The sequence below is a fragment of the Streptomyces sp. NPDC104831 genome, from assembly GCF_055583025.1.
Genome location: NZ_JBVJOT010000051.1, coordinates 1 through 16,910 on the forward strand (window position 1 = coordinate 1; position 16,910 = coordinate 16,910).

Here is a 16,910-nt window from a genome sequence, read left to right on the forward strand (position 1 = left end):
CCGTTACGACAAACGCGGGTACGTCTTCCTCGGCACCGCCACAGCAGCAGCCCTGGTCATCTGGCTGCGAACTTGATCGCCCGGACAAGTCCTAGTCGTCCTCCACGGTCCGGAAAACTGCCTGCCAGTTCCGACGATCGTGGTCGATACCGACGTTTCCGCAGGTCAGAGGCCATCTGAAGCATGCAGTCTCTTCCCCTATAACAACCCGCCGTCTTGCTGCCGCTAACCTCCCGGCAGCTGGCGAAGCTGGCACCGCCACGAAGCCGTGGAACCCCCCTCACTGCCTTCCGTACCGGTCACGAACCATGAACCCCGGCCAGGGCACACCCGACCCGTTCGGCGCTTCGGCTGTACTGCGGGCTGACCACCTCAGGTCAGCCGCCGTCGGCCCTCTGCCGACGACGTCCCGTCGCTTTCCGGCGCGCACGGTCTGTACGACGACGAAACGGATTCGCGCCGGAAAGTGGCGGGGCAGCGGGGTCCAGGGGCCGGCGAAGGCCCCTGGTACCACGCTGCTTCACCACCGCCAGGACCGTCCGGGCGCTTGGGCTCCTTCACGGCCTGGACCCACGTATCAGGTAGGAAGTGGTGAACCCGCACCCGATGGCCTACCTGCACCAGCAAGAGAGGTCTGCGGAACAGCGGGAATCGCGACTCGATCGCTCCGTAAGACAACGTCGGCGAGGTCGTCTGCGGGAGCGGATGTAACGACGAGCTGGCGGAGGGGAACGGGCCCGAGATCTGGGCCGGACTGGACATCGGCAAGAAGCACCACCACGCAGTGGGGATCGACGCCGACGGCAAGCGGCTGCTTTCCCGCCACGTGCTGAACGATGAGAGCGAACTGCTCCAGCTCATCGCCGATGTCCTGGAGATATCCGGTGACGTGCTGTGGGCCATGGACACCAACACCGGCATCGCCGCACTGGCCACCGGCCTCCTCCTGAACCACGGACAGCCCGTCGCCTACCTCACCGGCCGGGCCATCCACTAGGCGTCCACCACCTACCGCGGCAAGGGCAAGACCGACGCCCGTGATGCCGCCCCAGCGACGACATTGCCCTCGACCTGCGGCTCCTCACCGCCCGGCGCCTGGACGTCGTCCACGACCGCACCCGCCAGATCAACCGTCTGCGCGCCCAGCTCCTGGAGTTCTTCCCCGCGCTCGAACGGCCCCTGGACCTGATGAAGAAGGGCCCCGTCGTCCTGCTGACGGCTTACCAGACACCGGCCGCGATCCGCCGCATGGGCGTTCGGCGGCTGGAGACCTGGCTGCGCAACCGCAAGGTCCAGAGGGCCGGCGCGCTCGCGGCCGCAGCCGTGGAAGCAGCCCAGGCCCAGATGACCGCCCTGCGCGGCGAGGAACTCGGAGCCGAGCTCGTCGGCCGGCCCCCCGCTCGGTGGCCGCCCACAACGACGAGGCAGCCGAACTCGACGCTCTGATCGAAGCCCGCTTTCGCCAGCACCGGGACGCCGAGATCATCCTCAGCATGCCCGGCATGGGCCCCACCAACGGCGCCGAGTTCATCGCCGCCACCGGCGGCGACCTCAGCACCTTCGCCAGCCCCGACAGCCTCTCCGGCTTCGCCGGACTGGCCCCAGTCCATGGGACTCCGGAAAAGTCAGCGGCAACCTGCGCAGGCCCCGTCGCTACCACCGTGGCCTCTACCTCTCCACCCAGTCAGCATCTTCTTCTGCCCGGTCTCGAAGGCCTACTACGACCGGAAGAGGAAGGAGGGCAAAGGGCACAAGCAAGCCGTCATCGCCCTCGCCCGCCGACGCGTCAACGTCCTGTGGGCCATGATCCGCGACCACACCCCCTTCCAGACCGCCCCAGTCGCTGGCGCCTAGGACGACATCCAAGCAGCCACGGCACCGGCTCCGCTGACCCGGTGAGGAACGGTCTGAAACAGCCTCTCCTTGGACCTCGTGGTGCAGACAACCGCATCCGCTCCCTGTCCGACCGCCTTGATAAAACCTCTTCATGACATTCCGATTCACTGCGCGCGTCGCCGGAGTTGAGATCGATCCCGACGGTTACTTCACCGAAGCCGGCCTCTCGGAGACCGAGGACGGCAGCGGCTTCATCCTGTCGTTCATGTCAGGCGAGGAAGATCCCGACGACCAGGAGGTCGCCCTGGGGATGGACACTCACTGCCTGGTCACGGCTGGGCAGGGGACGGCCTACGGCTGCGTCCGCGAAGCCGTCATGGAGGGCAATGTCCTTCGCGTCGTGCTGGACCCCGAGGCGCTGGAGAGCCTTCGGCTGGAGGACAGCGAAATCGAAGCTGTCATTGAGGCACCGGCGCAAGATGTGGCCCGGTTCCGGGAAACCCTCGCTCTGGTACTCGCCTATGGGAGGACGGATGCCTTGCCTACCCGGGTAGCGGTCTGATCCGAGGAGTAGGGCCCCACCGGGCTTGACAGTCGGCATTGGGAAGTCGCCTCTTCGCCCCACAGTCGAACCTATTAGGCCCAATGGGTGTAAAGGGCCCCTGCCTGGTCTTTCTCGCCCGAGTCCTGTGGGCGGTGGACAGGCCCGACCCGTGCTTCGGTCTCCTTCAGAAGCCGGTCAGCAAGGGAGGGGTCGCCCAGTTCGACCGCGAGCGCCGCGCGTACGAACGCGGTGAGCGGGATGCTGCCGGTGCGCACCTCGAACGACCTGAACACCCCGTCCGTGTAAGCGGCGGGGTGGCGGCACTTCGCATGGAAGCAGTAGCCCTCGGCGGCCAGGGCGAGCCGCTTGAACGCGGCGTTCTTCTCCTCGGTGCACTGCGCGGGACAGCCGAGGTGATCCAACGTGATCCGCGTGTGCGCGGCGTTCTTCGCGGGCTTGCGGATGGTCAGCCGCCCGCCGCTGGGGGTGATGTAGCGCCCGGCCTCGACGGGGGCGTACGGATGGATCAGCGGCAGCTTCACCTCCGAGCCGTGTAGGACGGGCAGCCCGTCGTACTCGATGTACGGGCCGGCGGCCCCGCGGTCCTCGGTCATGCGCTCCTCGTCTCTCCCGCCCGGTCGTCGGCGGGCTCGTGGTCCTGGTGCTCGTGGTCCTGGTGGTCGTCGACGGGCCAGGGGCCGAACGGGCCAGCCCAGCCGGGGCCGGTGGCGCCGAGCTGGGCGGCGCCACCCTTGAGCCGGTGGTGGTCGCGGATCACGGGCGCCGTTCTCCGGGCGGGCGACGGGCGGTACGGGCCCATGGTGGCCTCCCGCCTCCCGCCGTACGGCGCATTCCGGCCGCACGCCGCCTGGTCAGGCGAAAGCCCCGCGCGGGGAGGGCGGGGCCGGGTTGGATCTGTTGGCCCCAACGGGTCTACAGCGGAGCGAGGCGGGCGGCGCGGTCCAGGGCCCGCAGCAACTCAGGCTCCCATCCGGCGCGCGGGGTGACGTAGGCGAGCACGCCGCAGCGCGCTGCTCTTGAGCTGGTAGTAGTCCCGGATCAAGAGCGGAGCACTGGGCCGGTCTGGGGGGCGTGGCGGGCACGTTCCGCAGCAGTGCGGCGGTCATCGCCAGGAGAGTCTCTGCCTCGGCGCGGTCGTAGGTGAAGTCCTTGGTGACCGCGTCGTTGTGCATGGCACCGGACGTCTGGCTGTAGAGGGCCTCCCGGATGCGGACAGGGTTAGCGGGTGAGGGTGGGGTTGCCGATGACGACCTCGCCCAGACTGCAGCGGCCTTGGTTGCCGGGGTCAGCGCCATTGAAGGTGATCCGCAGCCGCAGGCCGTTGGCCACGTCCAAGGAGAGGTGTGCGGGTTTACCGACCTCGACTTGCTCCTTGAAGAGAATCTTGCCGTCGAGGCTGACCGTGATCTCAGCAGTGTGCTCGGGCGAGGTATCTGAGACACCGGCGGCCATGGTCAGCTTTTTCCAGGCTCGGCCCAGGTTGTACTCCGAAAAGCCGTCGACGTACCCACAGGGGAGCGGGTAGTTAGGCGGGTAGTCGGTAGAACGAGTGAAGACGAGGGCGTGCCCGTAGCCGTAGTGAACGGTGTCCATGATGGCACTGCCGACGCCGAGGTAGTTGGGGGTGGGGTAGCCACCCCCTTGGTCAACCGGCTGCAGCTCGGTCATCAGCTTGCTCTTTGGGGCCGCTGTCTTCGTCGACGACGGGCTGGGGTCGGGGCCGGGTGTCGGGCTTCCTGTTCCTGGAGGCACGGTCGTGACCACGACAACGGGTGTGGGCGATGTCCGGGGCTGGACGGGCCCGTCGGAGTCGGTCGTCCGGTAGATCAGCCAGCCTCCCAGTACAGCGATGACGACGGCGCCGGCCACGATGGCCTGGGTGGGGGCGCGAGGCGGGGTGTTGCGCTGCGGCGACGGCAACTCCGGCGGCTGTTGCGGGGGCACGCCAACCGGGCGAGTCTCGGGGCGTCGGGGCGCCTTGTAGGCGTCCAGGTCGGACACGACCGCCGCACGACGTCGGGCCAGTCCGGCACGGCGCTGTTCGAGGGCCGCGGCGTTCTCCTCCAGGCGTTGTTGCCGCTCGCGATCGGTCGCCGTTTTGCACCGGTTTCCTGGAGCCCGGGCCTCATCCCGGGTGGCGCGGCCGGCGGGCGTGGTGGCCCGGGCGTCGGGCAGGGCGGCGAGCTGGCGGCCGGCCGTCTCCAGGCGGTCCATGAGGTCGGCGGCTTTCTCCGCGTCGGGGCGGGGAGGGACGAGACCCCGCTGAGGGGTGGCGGACGTCGGGGAATTGTCGCAACACGTGGTCACTGACGTGTGGTGGCGAGCAGTGTGTGCAGGCGCTCGGCCGGGGAACCCCGGCCGAGTGTTTTGGGTGGGCCGTTGTCGAGTTCGGCGGCAGCCACCCCCAGCTCTTGGCGGTTGTGCCCGGCCGACGAGTCTCCAGTTCCTCAAACGGGTGAATCTCATACAAAGCGCTTGACGGGATGCTGGGCTCGGACGTTACTTGTCGGTGCTCGCTGCATGAATGCCGACCAAAGGGGATTCAATGCGAAAGATCATGCGATCGAGGCTGACTGTCACGCTGGCGGTTGCCGCCGTCGTGGGCCTCGCCCTTCCGGGAGTTGCTGGTGCGGCGGATGGCTCGACCCAGCTCAGGTCCAACACGGCCTGTAACGACGGCAAGGCGACAGCAGTGGAAAACGTGGCCATCCGCACCAGTACCAGTACCAGTGCCGCTCTGGTGACCACTGCCCTGAAGGGGCAGACGTGGGCCTGTGGTGCAAACAGCGTCATCCTGGGCGGCCGGTATACCGCTTGCGGGACATCGAACGGCAACGGCTGGTTTTACGTTTACAACGACAACTACGCGGGCTATACCGCGGCAGGTTGTTGGGGGTGATGCTACCCGGGTGAAACCTCCCACCGCCGAGAGGCGCGTTGTACGGAGGGGGAACAGACTTGATCAGCCTCCGTGTGGGCAGGTCGGCCATTGACAACCAGTGCCCGGAGCGCCGGCGAGAAGTGTGGCTCGGTGCCGACCGGCCACGCGGAGCCTGGTGACAACTGCCGTCGCCGCCGGGCGGTGATGGGTGGAAACGGCCGTGGACACGATCGGAATTCCTGACCCCGGCAGTTGCAACGCCGGGATCAGGACGCCTGCACGGGTGGCTATCCGAGCCAGGTGATGGTGAGGACGGACAGGCAGCGCAGGGGCCGGTGCACCCAGTAGGTGAGGGAGAGCTGGCCGACGGAAGCGTGCCGGACGTCCGCGCCCTCGGGATCGTCGGCGTTCCGCCGCCGGAAGCCCCACGCCTTGTCTTCGACATGCTCGGGCAGAGTGCCGAGGACCTTCGCGGCCGGGGCGGCTGCCCGTTGCCTCCCGATGCTGACACTGAGCGCATGCAACAACTGGTGCCAGGACACGCCCGGCCGAGCCGCGCCAGCCCCGTCGCGGCCTAATGCCACTGTGCGTTCTGGTTCAGGTGCGGCCACAACGAGACCTGGCTGCCGCGCCCGTTTGCGCCCCGGTGGATCTTCAGGCTCTGCTTCTCCCACGGACCCATGATCGTGTACTGGAAGGCGCCGCCGTCGGTCGAGACGGGCTGGACGTAGAACACCTGGTTCTTCCCCTTGTTGCAGTTCCAGACGATGAGGCCCTGCCCCTTCTTGTAGCGGGCGTCAGGCACGTCCAGGCACAGGTTCCGGTTGTCCCAGGGGCGGAGATTCCAGCCGTAGCCCTTGGGGCCAGGCGTCAGGCACCACTTCTCGTTCCCCTTGCCGCCCGACCACGGCCACGTGATGACCTTGGCACCCTTGTGACTGCCGCCACCGACGTTCAGGTAGACGAGACCGGCCCCGACGCTGCCGGGCACCCAGAAGGTGTAGGCGTGGTTCTGGTTGCAGCTGACGGAGGCAGCACTCGCAGAAGCCGTGGAATCCGCGGACGCGGCCGGCGGCATCACAGCGCCCCCCAGCGCGACGGCGCCGAGAGCGCCGATGAGCATTTTCTTCCTCAATTTCCCCCCTTGAATCGACTTGGGAAGAAAGATACTCAGATCCTAACTACGCACAATCCATCCAGAGTTGCAATTTCTGTGTCAACTTGTGCGGTACCCCACGTACCGCACAAGTTGATGAGACGAAGCGAAGACAGACCGCTGAGCCTGCGACCGAGACCTGTAGCGAACACCTGGCGCGGCAGAGCCGAACAGATTCTGCGGCTGCACGCTGCGTGCACCGAGCTCAGGCCGCTGATCGTGGGCTCCGCGCCTCCGGGGGTCGATGCGGGACTGGCAAGCGTCGTGCTCCTCGTGCCTCCGGGCTTGGTCCCAATGCTTGGGTCTGAATCACTGCCAGTGTGCCCAGCCTGGCGTTCGCACGGGTGTCGTGGTTCTCCCACGACACGTACCGCCCGCCGCCCGCGACTGCCTCGGAGAGCATCTCTTCAGGGTCTCAAACTGCTCAGTGCCTCTGGCGTGGCCACCGCCACTTCCTCCAGGCGGGCGCCAGCCTCCCGGTATGCGGCTGACGTCGCTCGTGCTGCTGGTAGCGCCAGCGCCTTGGCTTGTAGAGGTCGCAGCAGAGCCGTACGGCGCCGCCCTGGCGGAAGCGCGGCCTCAACCCTGTCGAGGAGATGTGGGCGCACGTCAAACACAGCCTGGCCGACCTCGTCGTCGCCGCCCTGGATCGACTCGAAGCCCTCGTCCGCAACCGGCTCAAGCGCCTGCAGTACCGGCCGCACACCCTCGACGGCTTCATAGCCGGAACCGGCCTTGTCCTCGACAACCCAGCCCCACCCTGACGAGCCGAAGTCAGTCGGCCTACAGGCTGGAGACACGGTCCTCGATCCTGTGGACGTCCTGGGGGGCGGTGCGCCACCAGGGCTCAGGCATGGGGTGCCTCCGGTGGGAACGGGGCGAGGGTGAGCAGGCCTTGTCCGTAGCCCTTGGAGGGGCCGATGCCGCCCAGCAGGGCGGCCCGCAGTGCCTCGGGGTCCGTGACGCGGAGTCTTCCCTGGAAGGTGGCGCTGGAGAGGGTGATGTGGGGGCCGTTGCTGCTCTTGGCGAAGCGCAGGGTGTCCCGGGCGATGAGGGCGACGGCGGGTGCCGGCTCGGCGGGGGCGGGGGTTTCCAGGTCGATGGCGGGTCCGGTGCGGGCGGCGGGGATGGTGAAGCCGTGGCGTTCGGTACGGGCGAGCAGCCAGGCGAGCTGCTGTGCGGCGGTGCGGTGGGCGACGCGGAAGCCGCGCCGTTTTTCGTGTGTATCGGCGAGGGCCTTGAGGCGCTGGGTCTGCTGTTCGCTGGGCTTGTGGGGGTTCTGCACGGTTTGGACGGGATTGGCGGTGAGCCGGAAGGCGAACTCGCGGCCTCGGGTGAGGCGTTGCAACAGGGGGGTGTAGTCGGCGATGAGTGGTTCGGCGCCGTCGGCGTCCGGCCAGCCGGCTTGTTCTACCAGGTGCTGCCAGGAGGGCCGGTTCTCGGTGAGGACGAGGATCTCGGCGCGGTGCGGGGTGCTGTTTTCCAGGCGCCACAGCACGCGTTCGGTGACGGGCTGGACGGCGAGGCCGCCCAGGACGGCGGCGTGCATCTTGTGGGGGTTGGCCAGCAGGGAGACGGCGGCTCGGCGGCGGGGGTTGAGGGCGATTTTCGACAGGTACGGCAAAGGGGTCACCAGCCCAGGAGAGCGAAGGGGTCGTGGCCGGGGTCTGTCCGGTCGGCGCGGTCGTCGGCCTGGTCGTTGGTGGCCTGGCCGGTGGGCAGGTCGATCCACAGGTGCCGGACGGTTCGCTGGCCGAAGACGGTGCCGGTCTTCAGGTCGTAGGTGTCGGGGACATCCGCTGCCGTCAGGTCGCCGGCCGGGTCCTCGACGGTGGCTTCCAGCGTGACCTTGGGCCCCCGGAAGCGGGCGCGGTGGTGCGCGGAGGCCTGCCAGGGCAGGTGGGTGAGGGCCTGTGGCAGTTCGGTGTCGGGGTGCAGGCCGAGACTCACCGGTCCGGCCGGCGGGCAGGACCGGCGTCCCAGCGAGAGCGGGAAGGCCGGGTGGCGTACGGCGTGTTCGAGTCGCTCCAGCAGGGTGGCGGGGCCGCGCAGGGCGGCGGTGAAGACCGCGTCCTGGAGGTAGTAGCGCTGGGTGACACCGGTGTACTTGGCCGGGCCGGTCTTCTTCTGCATGCCTTTCGCGTCGACCTTGGCGGCCGGCAGGGGAAGGCCGCGATGGTCGCTGACGGTGTGGTAGTCGCGCAGCAGCGTGCCGGGCTGGTCGATGCGTACGCCCAGGCGCAGCCCGAGCAGGTCGGTCAGGGAGGCTTCGCGGCGGCGGCCCTCGGCTGCCGCGAGCAGGCCCAGGACGCCGGACTTGGTGGGCTCGGGGCGGGAGTCGCGGCGGTTGTAGCGGGAGGGGCCGCCCCAGGACTGCAGGGGGGCGGCCAGCCGCAGGGCGAGCACGGCCATCTCACTCATCGCTGAACGGCCTCTTCCTTGGCCTGCGCCCGCTGGGCGGGGATCTCCCCGTCGGCCAGCCAGGCGCCGACCAGGTCGCCGACCTCGTCGAGGAGGGTCTGGAAGGGCAGCGAGGGGCCGAAGGCGTCGGTGAGCTTGTCGCCTTCGAGTGCGTACGTGGCCAGGGTCCGCAGGGGCACGGTGCCCCAGGTCTCACCGACCGTCCGGAACTCGGCGGCCAGGGCGGTGGCGGACTCGGCGGCCAGGCCCTGGTTCCCGGTGACGGGTTCTTCGAAGGCGGAGACGAGATTGACGGGCTGGTCGGTGCGGACGGTGACCAGGACCAGGTGGGGCAGGGTGCGGTGGGCGAAGGTGTTCTGGTGGCCGGCGGGCATGGACCGGGTGAAGGCGTCGATGAACCGGACGGTGGCGTCGCGGGTGGCCTCGGCCGAGGTGAGATTGTCGCGCAGCTGGTGGGCGCCGAGGACCGCGTAACGGTAGAGGGTGGAGGAGTTGAACTCCACGGTGCCGATCATGCCGGCCCCGTTGTCGTCGGTGTTCTCGTCGTCGACGGCGGTGTAGTAGTCGAACTCGGTGCGCACCGCGTGGGTGGACAGGGCGTGCGCGACCTGGACGGCGGCGTCGACGTTCAGGTCCTTCAGGTCGGCGACCATCCGGCCGAAGAGAGCGACCTCCGCGGGATGCCCGGTCGCCAGGGCGGAGACCACGGGCAGCTTGCCGGCCTCCTCCTGCAGTTCCTTGTCGGGCAGGGCCGCCAGCTGCGCGGCCCGCCCGTCGAGCAGACGGGCAAGGTCATCCAGCTGGCGCTTGCCGAAGAAGAGCAGGTAAGCGGACTGCTCCTCCTTCTTGGCCGACTTCTTGATACCCAGCGGTTCCAGCAGCGCGGCCGCCAGGCGGTCGGCCTGGGCCGCCTCGAGGCCGGCACCACCGTCACTCTCGGGCCGGGCGAGGCGCTCGGCGAGCAGGGCGGCGATCCGCTTGGTACGGGTCGCGCGGTCGGCGGGCGGCTCGGAGGCGGCGAACTCGATCCGGGTGGCGCGCTTCCACGCCTGGGAGGAGACGCGGGCCCGCCGGGCACCGCCGTACAGGGCCTGCTTCGGGGTGCCGGAGTCATCCCGGTTGATGTTGGACGGCGGGACGCTCTGCAGGATGTGGACCTCGACGAACAGGTTGTGCTGAGACATGAGGAACTCCTTGGCAAGGTGAGTGCCGCACCCTGGCGGCGGCACGGGAAGCCGGGGCGAAGGCCAGCGGCCACGCCCGGAAGGTGCGAGAACAGCAAGCGGGAGCGCACGCACGGGCGGCCGGTGCTGTCGAGACCGGGACCCAGTAGGTCAGGGCTGTGCGGCCTCGCGGCGGAAGTCGCGGTCCCATCCGCTGCGCAGGCGGGACTGTGCCTGTGGCCGCTTGGGGTCGTCCCAGTCACGCAGCGCCCTGCGCACGAGGGTGTAGTCCAGGCCGATGTCGGCCTGCCGCAGCAGGGGCACGAGACTGCGCAGCTGATGGCCCAGCTCACCGGAGTCGAGGGAGGTGAGCAGCGCGCCGAGGCGGTTCTCCAGCGCGGTCCGGTCCCCGTTGTTGCGGGCGAGGAGGAGCCGGCACGCGGTTCCGGGACTGATCCCGGGAGCGTGCATGCCCCTGCTCCGGCCCTGCTGGTGCAGGCCGAACAGGGCCAGCGCCGCGTGCTCGGCGCTCAGGTCCCGGGTCAGAGCGCCCTTGGCGCGCAGCTCGCTGCCCATCCGGGTGCGGTAGAAGGTCCACAGGGCGGGCACCGTACCGGCCTCCCGGCCCAGCCCGGACCGCACGGCCGCCAGTTCGGCACCCGCCTCGGCACGCTTCGGGTCGAACCCGGCCCAGTACCACCTCTCCGCATCCTGCCCGGCCGCCTCAGCTTCCCCGTCCGGCGTTAGGGGAGCGGTGTACTGCAGGCCCCAGGCGCGCAGCACCCGGCCGTGGTGCGGCGTCAGCCAGTCGCTCAGGTCACGGTGCAGCCGCGTGTAGTCCAGGCCGATGTCCGCCTGGCGCAGCAAAGGCACCAGGCCGCGCAGGTGGTGGACCAGTTCGTCCAGATCCAGGGCGGTCGCGGCGGCCGTCAGCCGCCGGGTGACCGCAGCCGCGACACGGTGCTCTTCGGCGAGCGTCAACCGGCGTCCGGAGCCCGCCGCGGCGTCGGCCGCGAGCTGGGCCCGCAGGGCGCGGCACGCTGTGCCCAGGCCGGCACCCGGCCGGTGCGCCGGCCGCGCCATGCCGCTCTGGTGCAGGCCGAACAGGGTCAGTGCGGCGTGCTCGGCCAGGTAGGCGCGGGGCAGCACGTCGGTGCCCCGCGCGGCGTCGGTGAGTTCCACCCGGTGCAGGTACCGCATCCCGGGGACGGTGCCCGGCTCACGGCCCAGACCGTCCCGCAGGGCACGAAGACCCCGCTCCGCCCAAGGCCGGGACCGGGCCGCGCTCCGCTGTTTGGCCGGCGCGCCCCATTCGCTGGTGACCTCTTCCCAGAAGTACGCCCGGTAGGTCCGGCTGGCCGCTGTCCTCGTGGTCTTCATGCCGCCTCTCCCTCGGCCGGTACGGCATCGGCGAGCCGGGTGAGGATGTCACCGAGCTTCTTGTGGAACAGCCCGGCCGCCTTGCCGCTGCGGAAGACGACTTCCTTGCCGTTCACCTTCTCGGTCCGCCCGACCACAGCGCGGGGCGGCACGGCCGCCAGCAGACCATCCGCCTCCCGCAGGGCCGCCCGCCGCAGCGTGACCTCCCACGCCTCCCGGGCCCGCTCCAGCAGGTCGTAGTCCTCACCGATGGTCCGCAGACCTGCGAGCAGCCGCCGCATCCTGCCGTCGACCGCGTGCAGGAACCGGGCCGAGGGCCGCTCCCCCTTGTCCCGCGGAAGCGGCTCCCCGCCACTGGCCCGCCGCAGATCGGCGTGGAGAGCGTCCAGCGCCCGTGCGACCCGGTCGGCCTGCTCCACACACTCCAGGATGGCCGTACGCAGCCAGTCGTCATCGGCGAGGAGGGACGCCACCGGCAGCGGCATGCTGTCGGCGACCGCGTTCTCCACCACAGCGGACTGATTGCCGTACTCCAGACCGCAGACCTCAATCCCCAGAGCGAAGTCGCTGGGCAGCTGGCGGTAGTCCAACAACTCACCCGTCTGCCGCAACAACTGCGACGTGTGCACCCCGTCGCCGTCCAAGGGCAGCGCCAGTGCCAGCAGCGCCCCGAGGCCCTGCCACGCGGCACGGCCCGGGGTATGCCGGCGCGGACGCCGGGCCGGCTGGCCCGCCTTCGGCTTGGCCGTGTGGTTCCAGGCCGTGTGCGGCTCCTCCTGCGGCGTCAGGGCGAGCCGGTCCCCGGCGCACACGACCACCTGCCGCACGCGCGGCCCGTTCTCGGTCTCGGCCGGAATCAGCCGGATCCGGCGGGCCTGGAAGGTCAGCAGATCAAGCAGGCCCCCCGCAGGGCGCACCGACCACTCGGGGCCGGCCGGCGACTTCGCCGCGGAGGAGTCCGGGCGCTCGTCCCACGCCCACTGCGGCCGGTCACCCGCAGCCAGCCCGTCAGCCCACACAGGCGTGTTCAGCAGCAGCGTCTCGTACAAGGTCCGGCCGGTCGGCATGATCACGCCGAACTGGCCGAGCGGCCCGGTCGGATTGCCCGTCGTCTTGCCGTCCTTGGCCTGCCCGTCACCGACCGCCCCCGTCTTGATGGCCGCGGTGTCCCAGCAGTGCGCGTGCAGCAGCCACAGCGCCGCCTGCCCGGGCGTCAGGTCCAAGTGATCGGCCTCACTCAGGGCACTGAACAGCGGCACGTTGTTGCCCGACGCCACCGACGGGATCAGCAGCGTGGACGGCTTTGTCTCACCGTTGAGCGCCGACAGGCCCGCGACCTGAGCGAAGGGGCGTTCGGAGAAGAGCCGGAACCGGTCCCCATAGCGGGGACCGAGGTAGTCGGCGAGCTTTTCCTTCTCCTGGTCCGAGAACCCGCCCTGCGCGAACCGTTCGCCCCATTCTCCACGCGTCCGCGGTAACCCCAGCGCGTCGAACACGACGGGCAGCAACACCTGACGCAGCACAGCGGGCAGCATCGTCGGCACCGGCAGATCCAGCCGCCGGACAGCGTCCGCACCGAACAGCACGTCGAGCAGACCGGTCTCCCGCCACTCGCCCTCCACGCCGACGACAGGCAGCCAGGCCCCCCTGACCAGATCCTCGTCCGGCCCCATGATCCCCTCCCATGAACAAACCAACTCGCCTGCGAGGCAGGCGAGTTCACTGCCTCGTGCGGAAGACCACCGTGGCACAGACCGATAGCAGTTCGCGTGGTTTATTGAGATTTATGGCGAAAAAGAGTGAACATTAGTGCTTCAGGTGAATGGGCGAGCGAACTGTCAGCACGGGCCGCACTCGCCTGTCCCAGCACCATCACGACGTTCCACTCAGGCATCAAAACGCCCCTCTTACAGAGCACCCGGCGTCGCGAAACGCTGGCTCGTCACGCTCAGGCCTGCTTGACCAGCAGTCCCTCAAGGTTGTCGTAGGAGACGCGGGCACCTCCCAGGTCCGCCCACCCGTCTTCCAGCACCAGAGCGGGGGCGTAACGCAACCACGGGTGATCCGCCCACCCCGGAAGCGGTTTCAGCTTCTCGGCTTCCGCCGACAACCTGACCGGCAAGCGGACGCTGCCGCCCAGCAGCCGCTCTACCACCGCCTCGTCCGGCACGTCCCCGTGCACACCGAGCCGCGTCCCGTCCCACGCCGTGTAACCGCCCGTGATGCGGTGCACGATGACGACCTCGACGCTACGGTCGCCATCGCGCACCACCGCGTCCAGATCCTCTTCGGCAACAGCGCTGCTGCCCCCGTAGTGCAGCCCCTCCAGGGTCGCCGTCCCCCACTCACGGGGCCGGGTCAGCAACAACTCCTCCGCGCACGCCCGGCGCTTCTCCTCCTTCGCCCGCCAGACGGCGCGGGCGGACGCCTCGTCCCACTCCTTCGGACAGACGTCCTCGTCCCCGTACGCCCGCGCCACCAGACCAGGCACATCCGCCGGGATACTCCAGGCGCCCGTACCGCTGTCCTCAGCGACACCGGCGCCCGGCAGCGGACCGGCGACTTCGGCGACCAGCGCCGCCGCACGCAACAAAGGCCACGACTCGTAGATCTTCTCCGACGCAGGCAGGAACCGCGGCTTCCCGGATGTTCCGGCGGACACGCCGGTCACCAGGACCCGCGGCACCGCGTGAACGGCCGGACGGCGCGTCCCCGCATGCCGGTGAAGCCGGCCGATCCGCTGCAGCAGCAGATCCACCGGCGCCAGATCCGTGATCAGCACATCCGCATCCACGTCGAAGGACTGCTCGGCCAACTGCGTCGCGATCACCACCATCCGCTCAGGCCGCGCATCACCCGCCCCAGGCCCCATGGCCCGCAGACACTCCTCCGTCCGCTCCGCACGGTGAGCGGTACACAACCGCCCATGCAGCAGATGCAGCACCCCGCCGAAACCACCCTCACGCAGCCCCCGGTAGACGGCCTGCGCCCGGTCCACCTGGTTGACGACGACCAGCACGACTCCACCCCCGGCCACCGCCTTCCGCACCGCCTCCACCACGACCGCCCCGTCCACCTCCGTGTCCGCCAGCCACTCAACACGGGTCGGCACCGGCTCCCGCCACGACGGCACCACCGCACGCGAACTGCTCACCACCGGCCGCCCCTCCACAGCCCACGCCGCGGTCACGCAGGGATACCCGGCCGGCTCGGGAACCGGCTGATCCACATCCGCCGAACCCACCGCCCCCGACAGATACGCATTCACGAACGCCTGCCGCTGCGCCGGCGGCAACGTCGCCGACAGCAGCACCACCGGCACCCCGGCCTGCCCCAGCCACCGCAACGCCTCCAGCAGGAACTGCCGCATGTAGACGTCGGCGGCATGCACCTCGTCCACGATCACGACCTTGCCCACGAGACCCGCGAACCGCAGCATCACATGCCGCGTACGCGTCGCCGCATACAGCAGATGATCGACCGTCCCCACGACGAACGGCGCCAACAGCCCCCGCTTCGACCCCAGAAACCACACCGGCGGCCCACTGCGCTCAGCCCGAGCATCCCCGCCGCCCCTACCGGCCGGCCAGCCCAACTCGTCGTCCTCGTCGATCGCCCCGAAGTCATCCCACGGACTGACCGACCCGGCACCCGCCGGACGGCCCTCCTCCCAGATCTCCCGCCACCGCCGATTGGAACGCCGCTTACCGTGCAGCAACGCCACCTGCGACTCAAGCTCCGGATCGAAAGAACGCACCCACTCCAACACCTGCTCGTACATCGGATCACTCGTCGCCTGCGTCGGCATCGCCACAAACACACCATCAAGCCCAAAACGCGCCGCCACCACCTCCGCCACCGCCAGCGCCCCCTTCGTCTTCCCCTCCCCCATCGGCGCCTCCACCACCAGCAAACCCGGCACCGGCAACGACCACGCCCACTCCACCAACTCCCGCTGCGACCCACGCGGCACCACACCCAAACGCCCCGACAACGGCACCAACGCCGACGACGGCACCACAAGACCACCCCAGCCACCCCGGAAACGAAACCCCCGCCACGCCAACCCCGCCCGACGCCACGCACCAGCCGGCGACACCCCACCCGCATCCGCCAGACCCGGAAAACTCCGGTTATCACTGGCAATCCAGTCCGCCATCACGATCAGCCCCGACAACGCCAGCTGCTCCGCCTTCCTCAACGGCGAAACCGGCCGCACCGCCGCCACATCAGCGAAACCCACCACGCGAGTAACCACATCCACCACCACCCGCTGCACCTCCGCCCACGCCCGCCCCCTGCCCAGCGCATCCGGATACGGCGGCCGCAGCGCCCTCACCGACGGAAACGCACCATGATGGCCCGCCACCAGCGGCCACACCCACCCCACAGCATCCGCATCCCCCCACTCCTCACGTAACCGCGCCACCAGCAACGCCCCACCCGCCACGTCATGCCGCCACCGCCTCCCCGCCGGCACCCGCCCCCACACCAGCCCAGCCGCACGCACAGGAACAGCCTCAGCAGCATCCAGACCCTGGAACGCCGGACACGCCTTCCCGCAGTCGTGGATAGCGCACACCCACATGAACCACGCCCGCCCCCGCCCCCCGCTGATCTCCTCCAGACGCCGACGCAGCGACGGCGCCAGATACCGGTCCCACATCACCCCCGCCACAGCCGCCGTATCCAGCAAATGACCGAGCAGCACATGCGTCCGCCCACCATTACGCGCGGCAGACTTCCCCCACAGCCGCGACACCCGCACCACCGTTTCCTCCGGCACCCCCCACGACCGCATCAGCTCCATGACCGACCGCTCGTCCTCCACCGACCAGACCTCCCACCGCCAGCCCTGCTCACCGATGACCGGCACCATAGAGGCCAGCACTGACAACGCCCTGAGGGCGAGCCGCTAACGGCCCATGCACCCGCAGGAAAGAACGCCGCTCGCTAATATCACTGCAGGCCAGCATGTTTCGTCCCCGCACCGGCGGGGGTAGCTCGAGGGCGGCTTTCTCCCGGTCGGTCTGGGCTTCGTCGTCCCTGCCCGAGCGGGGGTCGCTCGCTGGCTGGCGAGATCCGGCAACGCGTCTCGAAGTCGTCCCCGCGCGAGCGGGGGTTGCCCGGGCCGCTTCATCGAGACTGGCGGTGTCGCCCGGCCGTCCTCGCGCAAGCGGGGGTTGCTCCGACGCGCCGGGGCAGGTGTCCGCTTCATCTTGGTCGTCCCCGCGTCCGCGGGGTTGCTCCCCTCGCTGTGGTGGTCGGCCAGCCCGCGGCCACGTCGTCCCCGCACCGCGGGGGTAGCTCGACTGCCGGCGGCGGTGTGGGCCAGCTGGTCAGGTCGTCCCCGCGCCCGCGGGGGCTGCCCGAGAGCGCACGCACACCTGCACCCCACCCGCCGGGCCGGTCGTCCCCGCGCTCGCGGGGGCAGTTCTCCGCCGGGCTCCAGCTGCTCCACCGCCTCCGGGGCCGTCTCCAGGCCAGCTGAAGTCCGAGCGGCTGCAG

At 69.8% G+C, this 16,910-nt stretch carries 13 protein-coding genes and 2 pseudogenes; 4 read left to right on the plus strand and 11 right to left on the minus strand.

Annotated features, from left to right (window positions below; translation table 11 throughout):
- Positions 1 to 718: 718 nt before the first annotated feature.
- A pseudogene (locus ACZ63H_RS29330) lies at positions 719 to 1,854 on the plus strand (IS110 family RNA-guided transposase).
- Between the two features lie 133 nt (positions 1,855 to 1,987).
- On the plus strand, positions 1,988 to 2,398 hold the full coding sequence (locus ACZ63H_RS29335; protein ID WP_469870148.1) for an Imm10 family immunity protein: 411 nt from the start codon (positions 1,988 to 1,990) through the stop codon (positions 2,396 to 2,398).
- A gap of 74 nt (positions 2,399 to 2,472) precedes the next feature.
- Here the strand turns inward: ACZ63H_RS29335 and ACZ63H_RS29340 are convergent, their stop codons facing one another.
- The 3 genes from ACZ63H_RS29340 to ACZ63H_RS29350 all read right to left on the minus strand — a co-directional run bounded on the left by ACZ63H_RS29340 (position 2,473) and on the right by ACZ63H_RS29350 (position 4,615).
- Positions 2,473 to 2,994 (minus strand): DUF6420 family protein, encoded by a 522-nt coding sequence (locus ACZ63H_RS29340; protein WP_469870150.1) that lies wholly within the window; start codon positions 2,992 to 2,994, stop codon positions 2,473 to 2,475.
- Positions 2,991 to 3,158: a hypothetical protein gene (locus ACZ63H_RS29345; protein WP_469870152.1), complete on the minus strand. Its 168-nt coding sequence runs from the start codon at positions 3,156 to 3,158 to the stop codon at positions 2,991 to 2,993. The genes ACZ63H_RS29340 and ACZ63H_RS29345 overlap by 4 nt, the downstream gene beginning before the upstream one ends.
- A 461-nt stretch (positions 3,159 to 3,619) precedes the next feature.
- The gene (locus tag ACZ63H_RS29350) at positions 3,620 to 4,615 is read right to left on the minus strand and encodes a hypothetical protein (protein WP_469870154.1); all 996 of its coding nucleotides are present in this window, start codon (positions 4,613 to 4,615) and stop codon (positions 3,620 to 3,622) included.
- 331 nt (positions 4,616 to 4,946) lie between these two features.
- On the opposite strand from ACZ63H_RS29350, the gene ACZ63H_RS29355 reads away from it, so the two are divergent.
- Entirely contained in the window at positions 4,947 to 5,300 is a 354-nt protein-coding gene (locus tag ACZ63H_RS29355) for a hypothetical protein (RefSeq protein WP_469870156.1), read from the plus strand.
- 269 nt (positions 5,301 to 5,569) lie between these two features.
- Here ACZ63H_RS29355 and ACZ63H_RS29360 read toward each other — a convergent pair whose 3' ends face one another.
- Both ACZ63H_RS29360 and ACZ63H_RS29365 read right to left on the minus strand, forming a co-directional pair.
- Positions 5,570 to 5,806 carry a hypothetical protein gene (locus tag ACZ63H_RS29360; protein ID WP_469870158.1) on the minus strand — a complete coding sequence of 79 codons (237 nt, stop codon included), beginning with the start codon at positions 5,804 to 5,806 and terminating at the stop codon, positions 5,570 to 5,572.
- Positions 5,807 to 5,856: 50 nt separating this feature from the next.
- The gene (locus ACZ63H_RS29365) at positions 5,857 to 6,417 is read right to left on the minus strand and encodes an RICIN domain-containing protein (protein ID WP_469870160.1); all 561 of its coding nucleotides are present in this window, start codon (positions 6,415 to 6,417) and stop codon (positions 5,857 to 5,859) included.
- A 599-nt stretch (positions 6,418 to 7,016) separates the two neighbouring features.
- Here ACZ63H_RS29365 and ACZ63H_RS29370 point away from each other — a divergent pair.
- Positions 7,017 to 7,202: pseudogene (locus ACZ63H_RS29370) on the plus strand (IS630 family transposase); the annotation flags it as partial.
- An 83-nt stretch (positions 7,203 to 7,285) separates the two neighbouring features.
- Here ACZ63H_RS29370 and cas6e read toward each other — a convergent pair.
- From cas6e to cas3, 6 genes are all read right to left on the minus strand, one after another.
- Positions 7,286 to 8,062, minus strand: a complete 777-nt coding sequence (cas6e, locus tag ACZ63H_RS29375; RefSeq protein ID WP_469870252.1) for a type I-E CRISPR-associated protein Cas6/Cse3/CasE — start codon at positions 8,060 to 8,062, stop codon at positions 7,286 to 7,288.
- 5 nt (positions 8,063 to 8,067) lie between these two features.
- Complete coding sequence (gene cas5e / locus ACZ63H_RS29380) at positions 8,068 to 8,859, minus strand: type I-E CRISPR-associated protein Cas5/CasD (protein WP_469870162.1); 792 nt, start codon at positions 8,857 to 8,859, stop codon at positions 8,068 to 8,070.
- The gene (cas7e, locus tag ACZ63H_RS29385) at positions 8,856 to 10,043 is read right to left on the minus strand and encodes a type I-E CRISPR-associated protein Cas7/Cse4/CasC (RefSeq protein ID WP_469870164.1); all 1,188 of its coding nucleotides are present in this window, start codon (positions 10,041 to 10,043) and stop codon (positions 8,856 to 8,858) included. Before cas7e ends, cas5e begins: the two co-directional genes overlap by 4 nt.
- Positions 10,044 to 10,193: 150 nt before the next feature.
- The gene (gene casB / locus ACZ63H_RS29390) at positions 10,194 to 11,402 is read right to left on the minus strand and encodes a type I-E CRISPR-associated protein Cse2/CasB (RefSeq protein WP_469870166.1); all 1,209 of its coding nucleotides are present in this window, start codon (positions 11,400 to 11,402) and stop codon (positions 10,194 to 10,196) included.
- Positions 11,399 to 13,075 (minus strand): type I-E CRISPR-associated protein Cse1/CasA, encoded by a 1,677-nt coding sequence (gene casA, locus ACZ63H_RS29395; RefSeq protein ID WP_469870168.1) that lies wholly within the window; start codon positions 13,073 to 13,075, stop codon positions 11,399 to 11,401. Before casA ends, casB begins: the two co-directional genes overlap by 4 nt.
- 275 nt (positions 13,076 to 13,350) lie before the next feature.
- Positions 13,351 to 16,281: a CRISPR-associated helicase Cas3' gene (gene cas3 / locus ACZ63H_RS29400; RefSeq protein ID WP_469870170.1), complete on the minus strand. Its 2,931-nt coding sequence runs from the start codon at positions 16,279 to 16,281 to the stop codon at positions 13,351 to 13,353.
- Positions 16,282 to 16,910: the final 629 nt, after the last annotated feature.

What these genes read in the sequence shown, in the direction of transcription:
- ACZ63H_RS29335 (WP_469870148.1), top strand. Translation starts at nt 1,988, where the DNA reads ATGACATTCCGATTCACTGCGCGCGTCGCCGGAGTTGAGATCGATCCC.
- casA (WP_469870168.1), bottom strand. Translation starts at nt 13,075, where the DNA reads ATGGGGCCGGACGAGGATCTGGTCAGGGGGGCCTGGCTGCCTGTCGTC.
- casB (WP_469870166.1), bottom strand. Translation starts at nt 11,402, where the DNA reads ATGAAGACCACGAGGACAGCGGCCAGCCGGACCTACCGGGCGTACTTC.
- ACZ63H_RS29340 (WP_469870150.1), bottom strand. Translation starts at nt 2,994, where the DNA reads ATGACCGAGGACCGCGGGGCCGCCGGCCCGTACATCGAGTACGACGGG.
- cas3 (WP_469870170.1), bottom strand. Translation starts at nt 16,281, where the DNA reads ATGGTGCCGGTCATCGGTGAGCAGGGCTGGCGGTGGGAGGTCTGGTCG.
- cas5e (WP_469870162.1), bottom strand. Translation starts at nt 8,859, where the DNA reads ATGAGTGAGATGGCCGTGCTCGCCCTGCGGCTGGCCGCCCCCCTGCAG.
- ACZ63H_RS29355 (WP_469870156.1), top strand. Translation starts at nt 4,947, where the DNA reads ATGCGAAAGATCATGCGATCGAGGCTGACTGTCACGCTGGCGGTTGCC.
- cas7e (WP_469870164.1), bottom strand. Translation starts at nt 10,043, where the DNA reads ATGTCTCAGCACAACCTGTTCGTCGAGGTCCACATCCTGCAGAGCGTC.
- ACZ63H_RS29350 (WP_469870154.1), bottom strand. Translation starts at nt 4,615, where the DNA reads ATGGACCGCCTGGAGACGGCCGGCCGCCAGCTCGCCGCCCTGCCCGAC.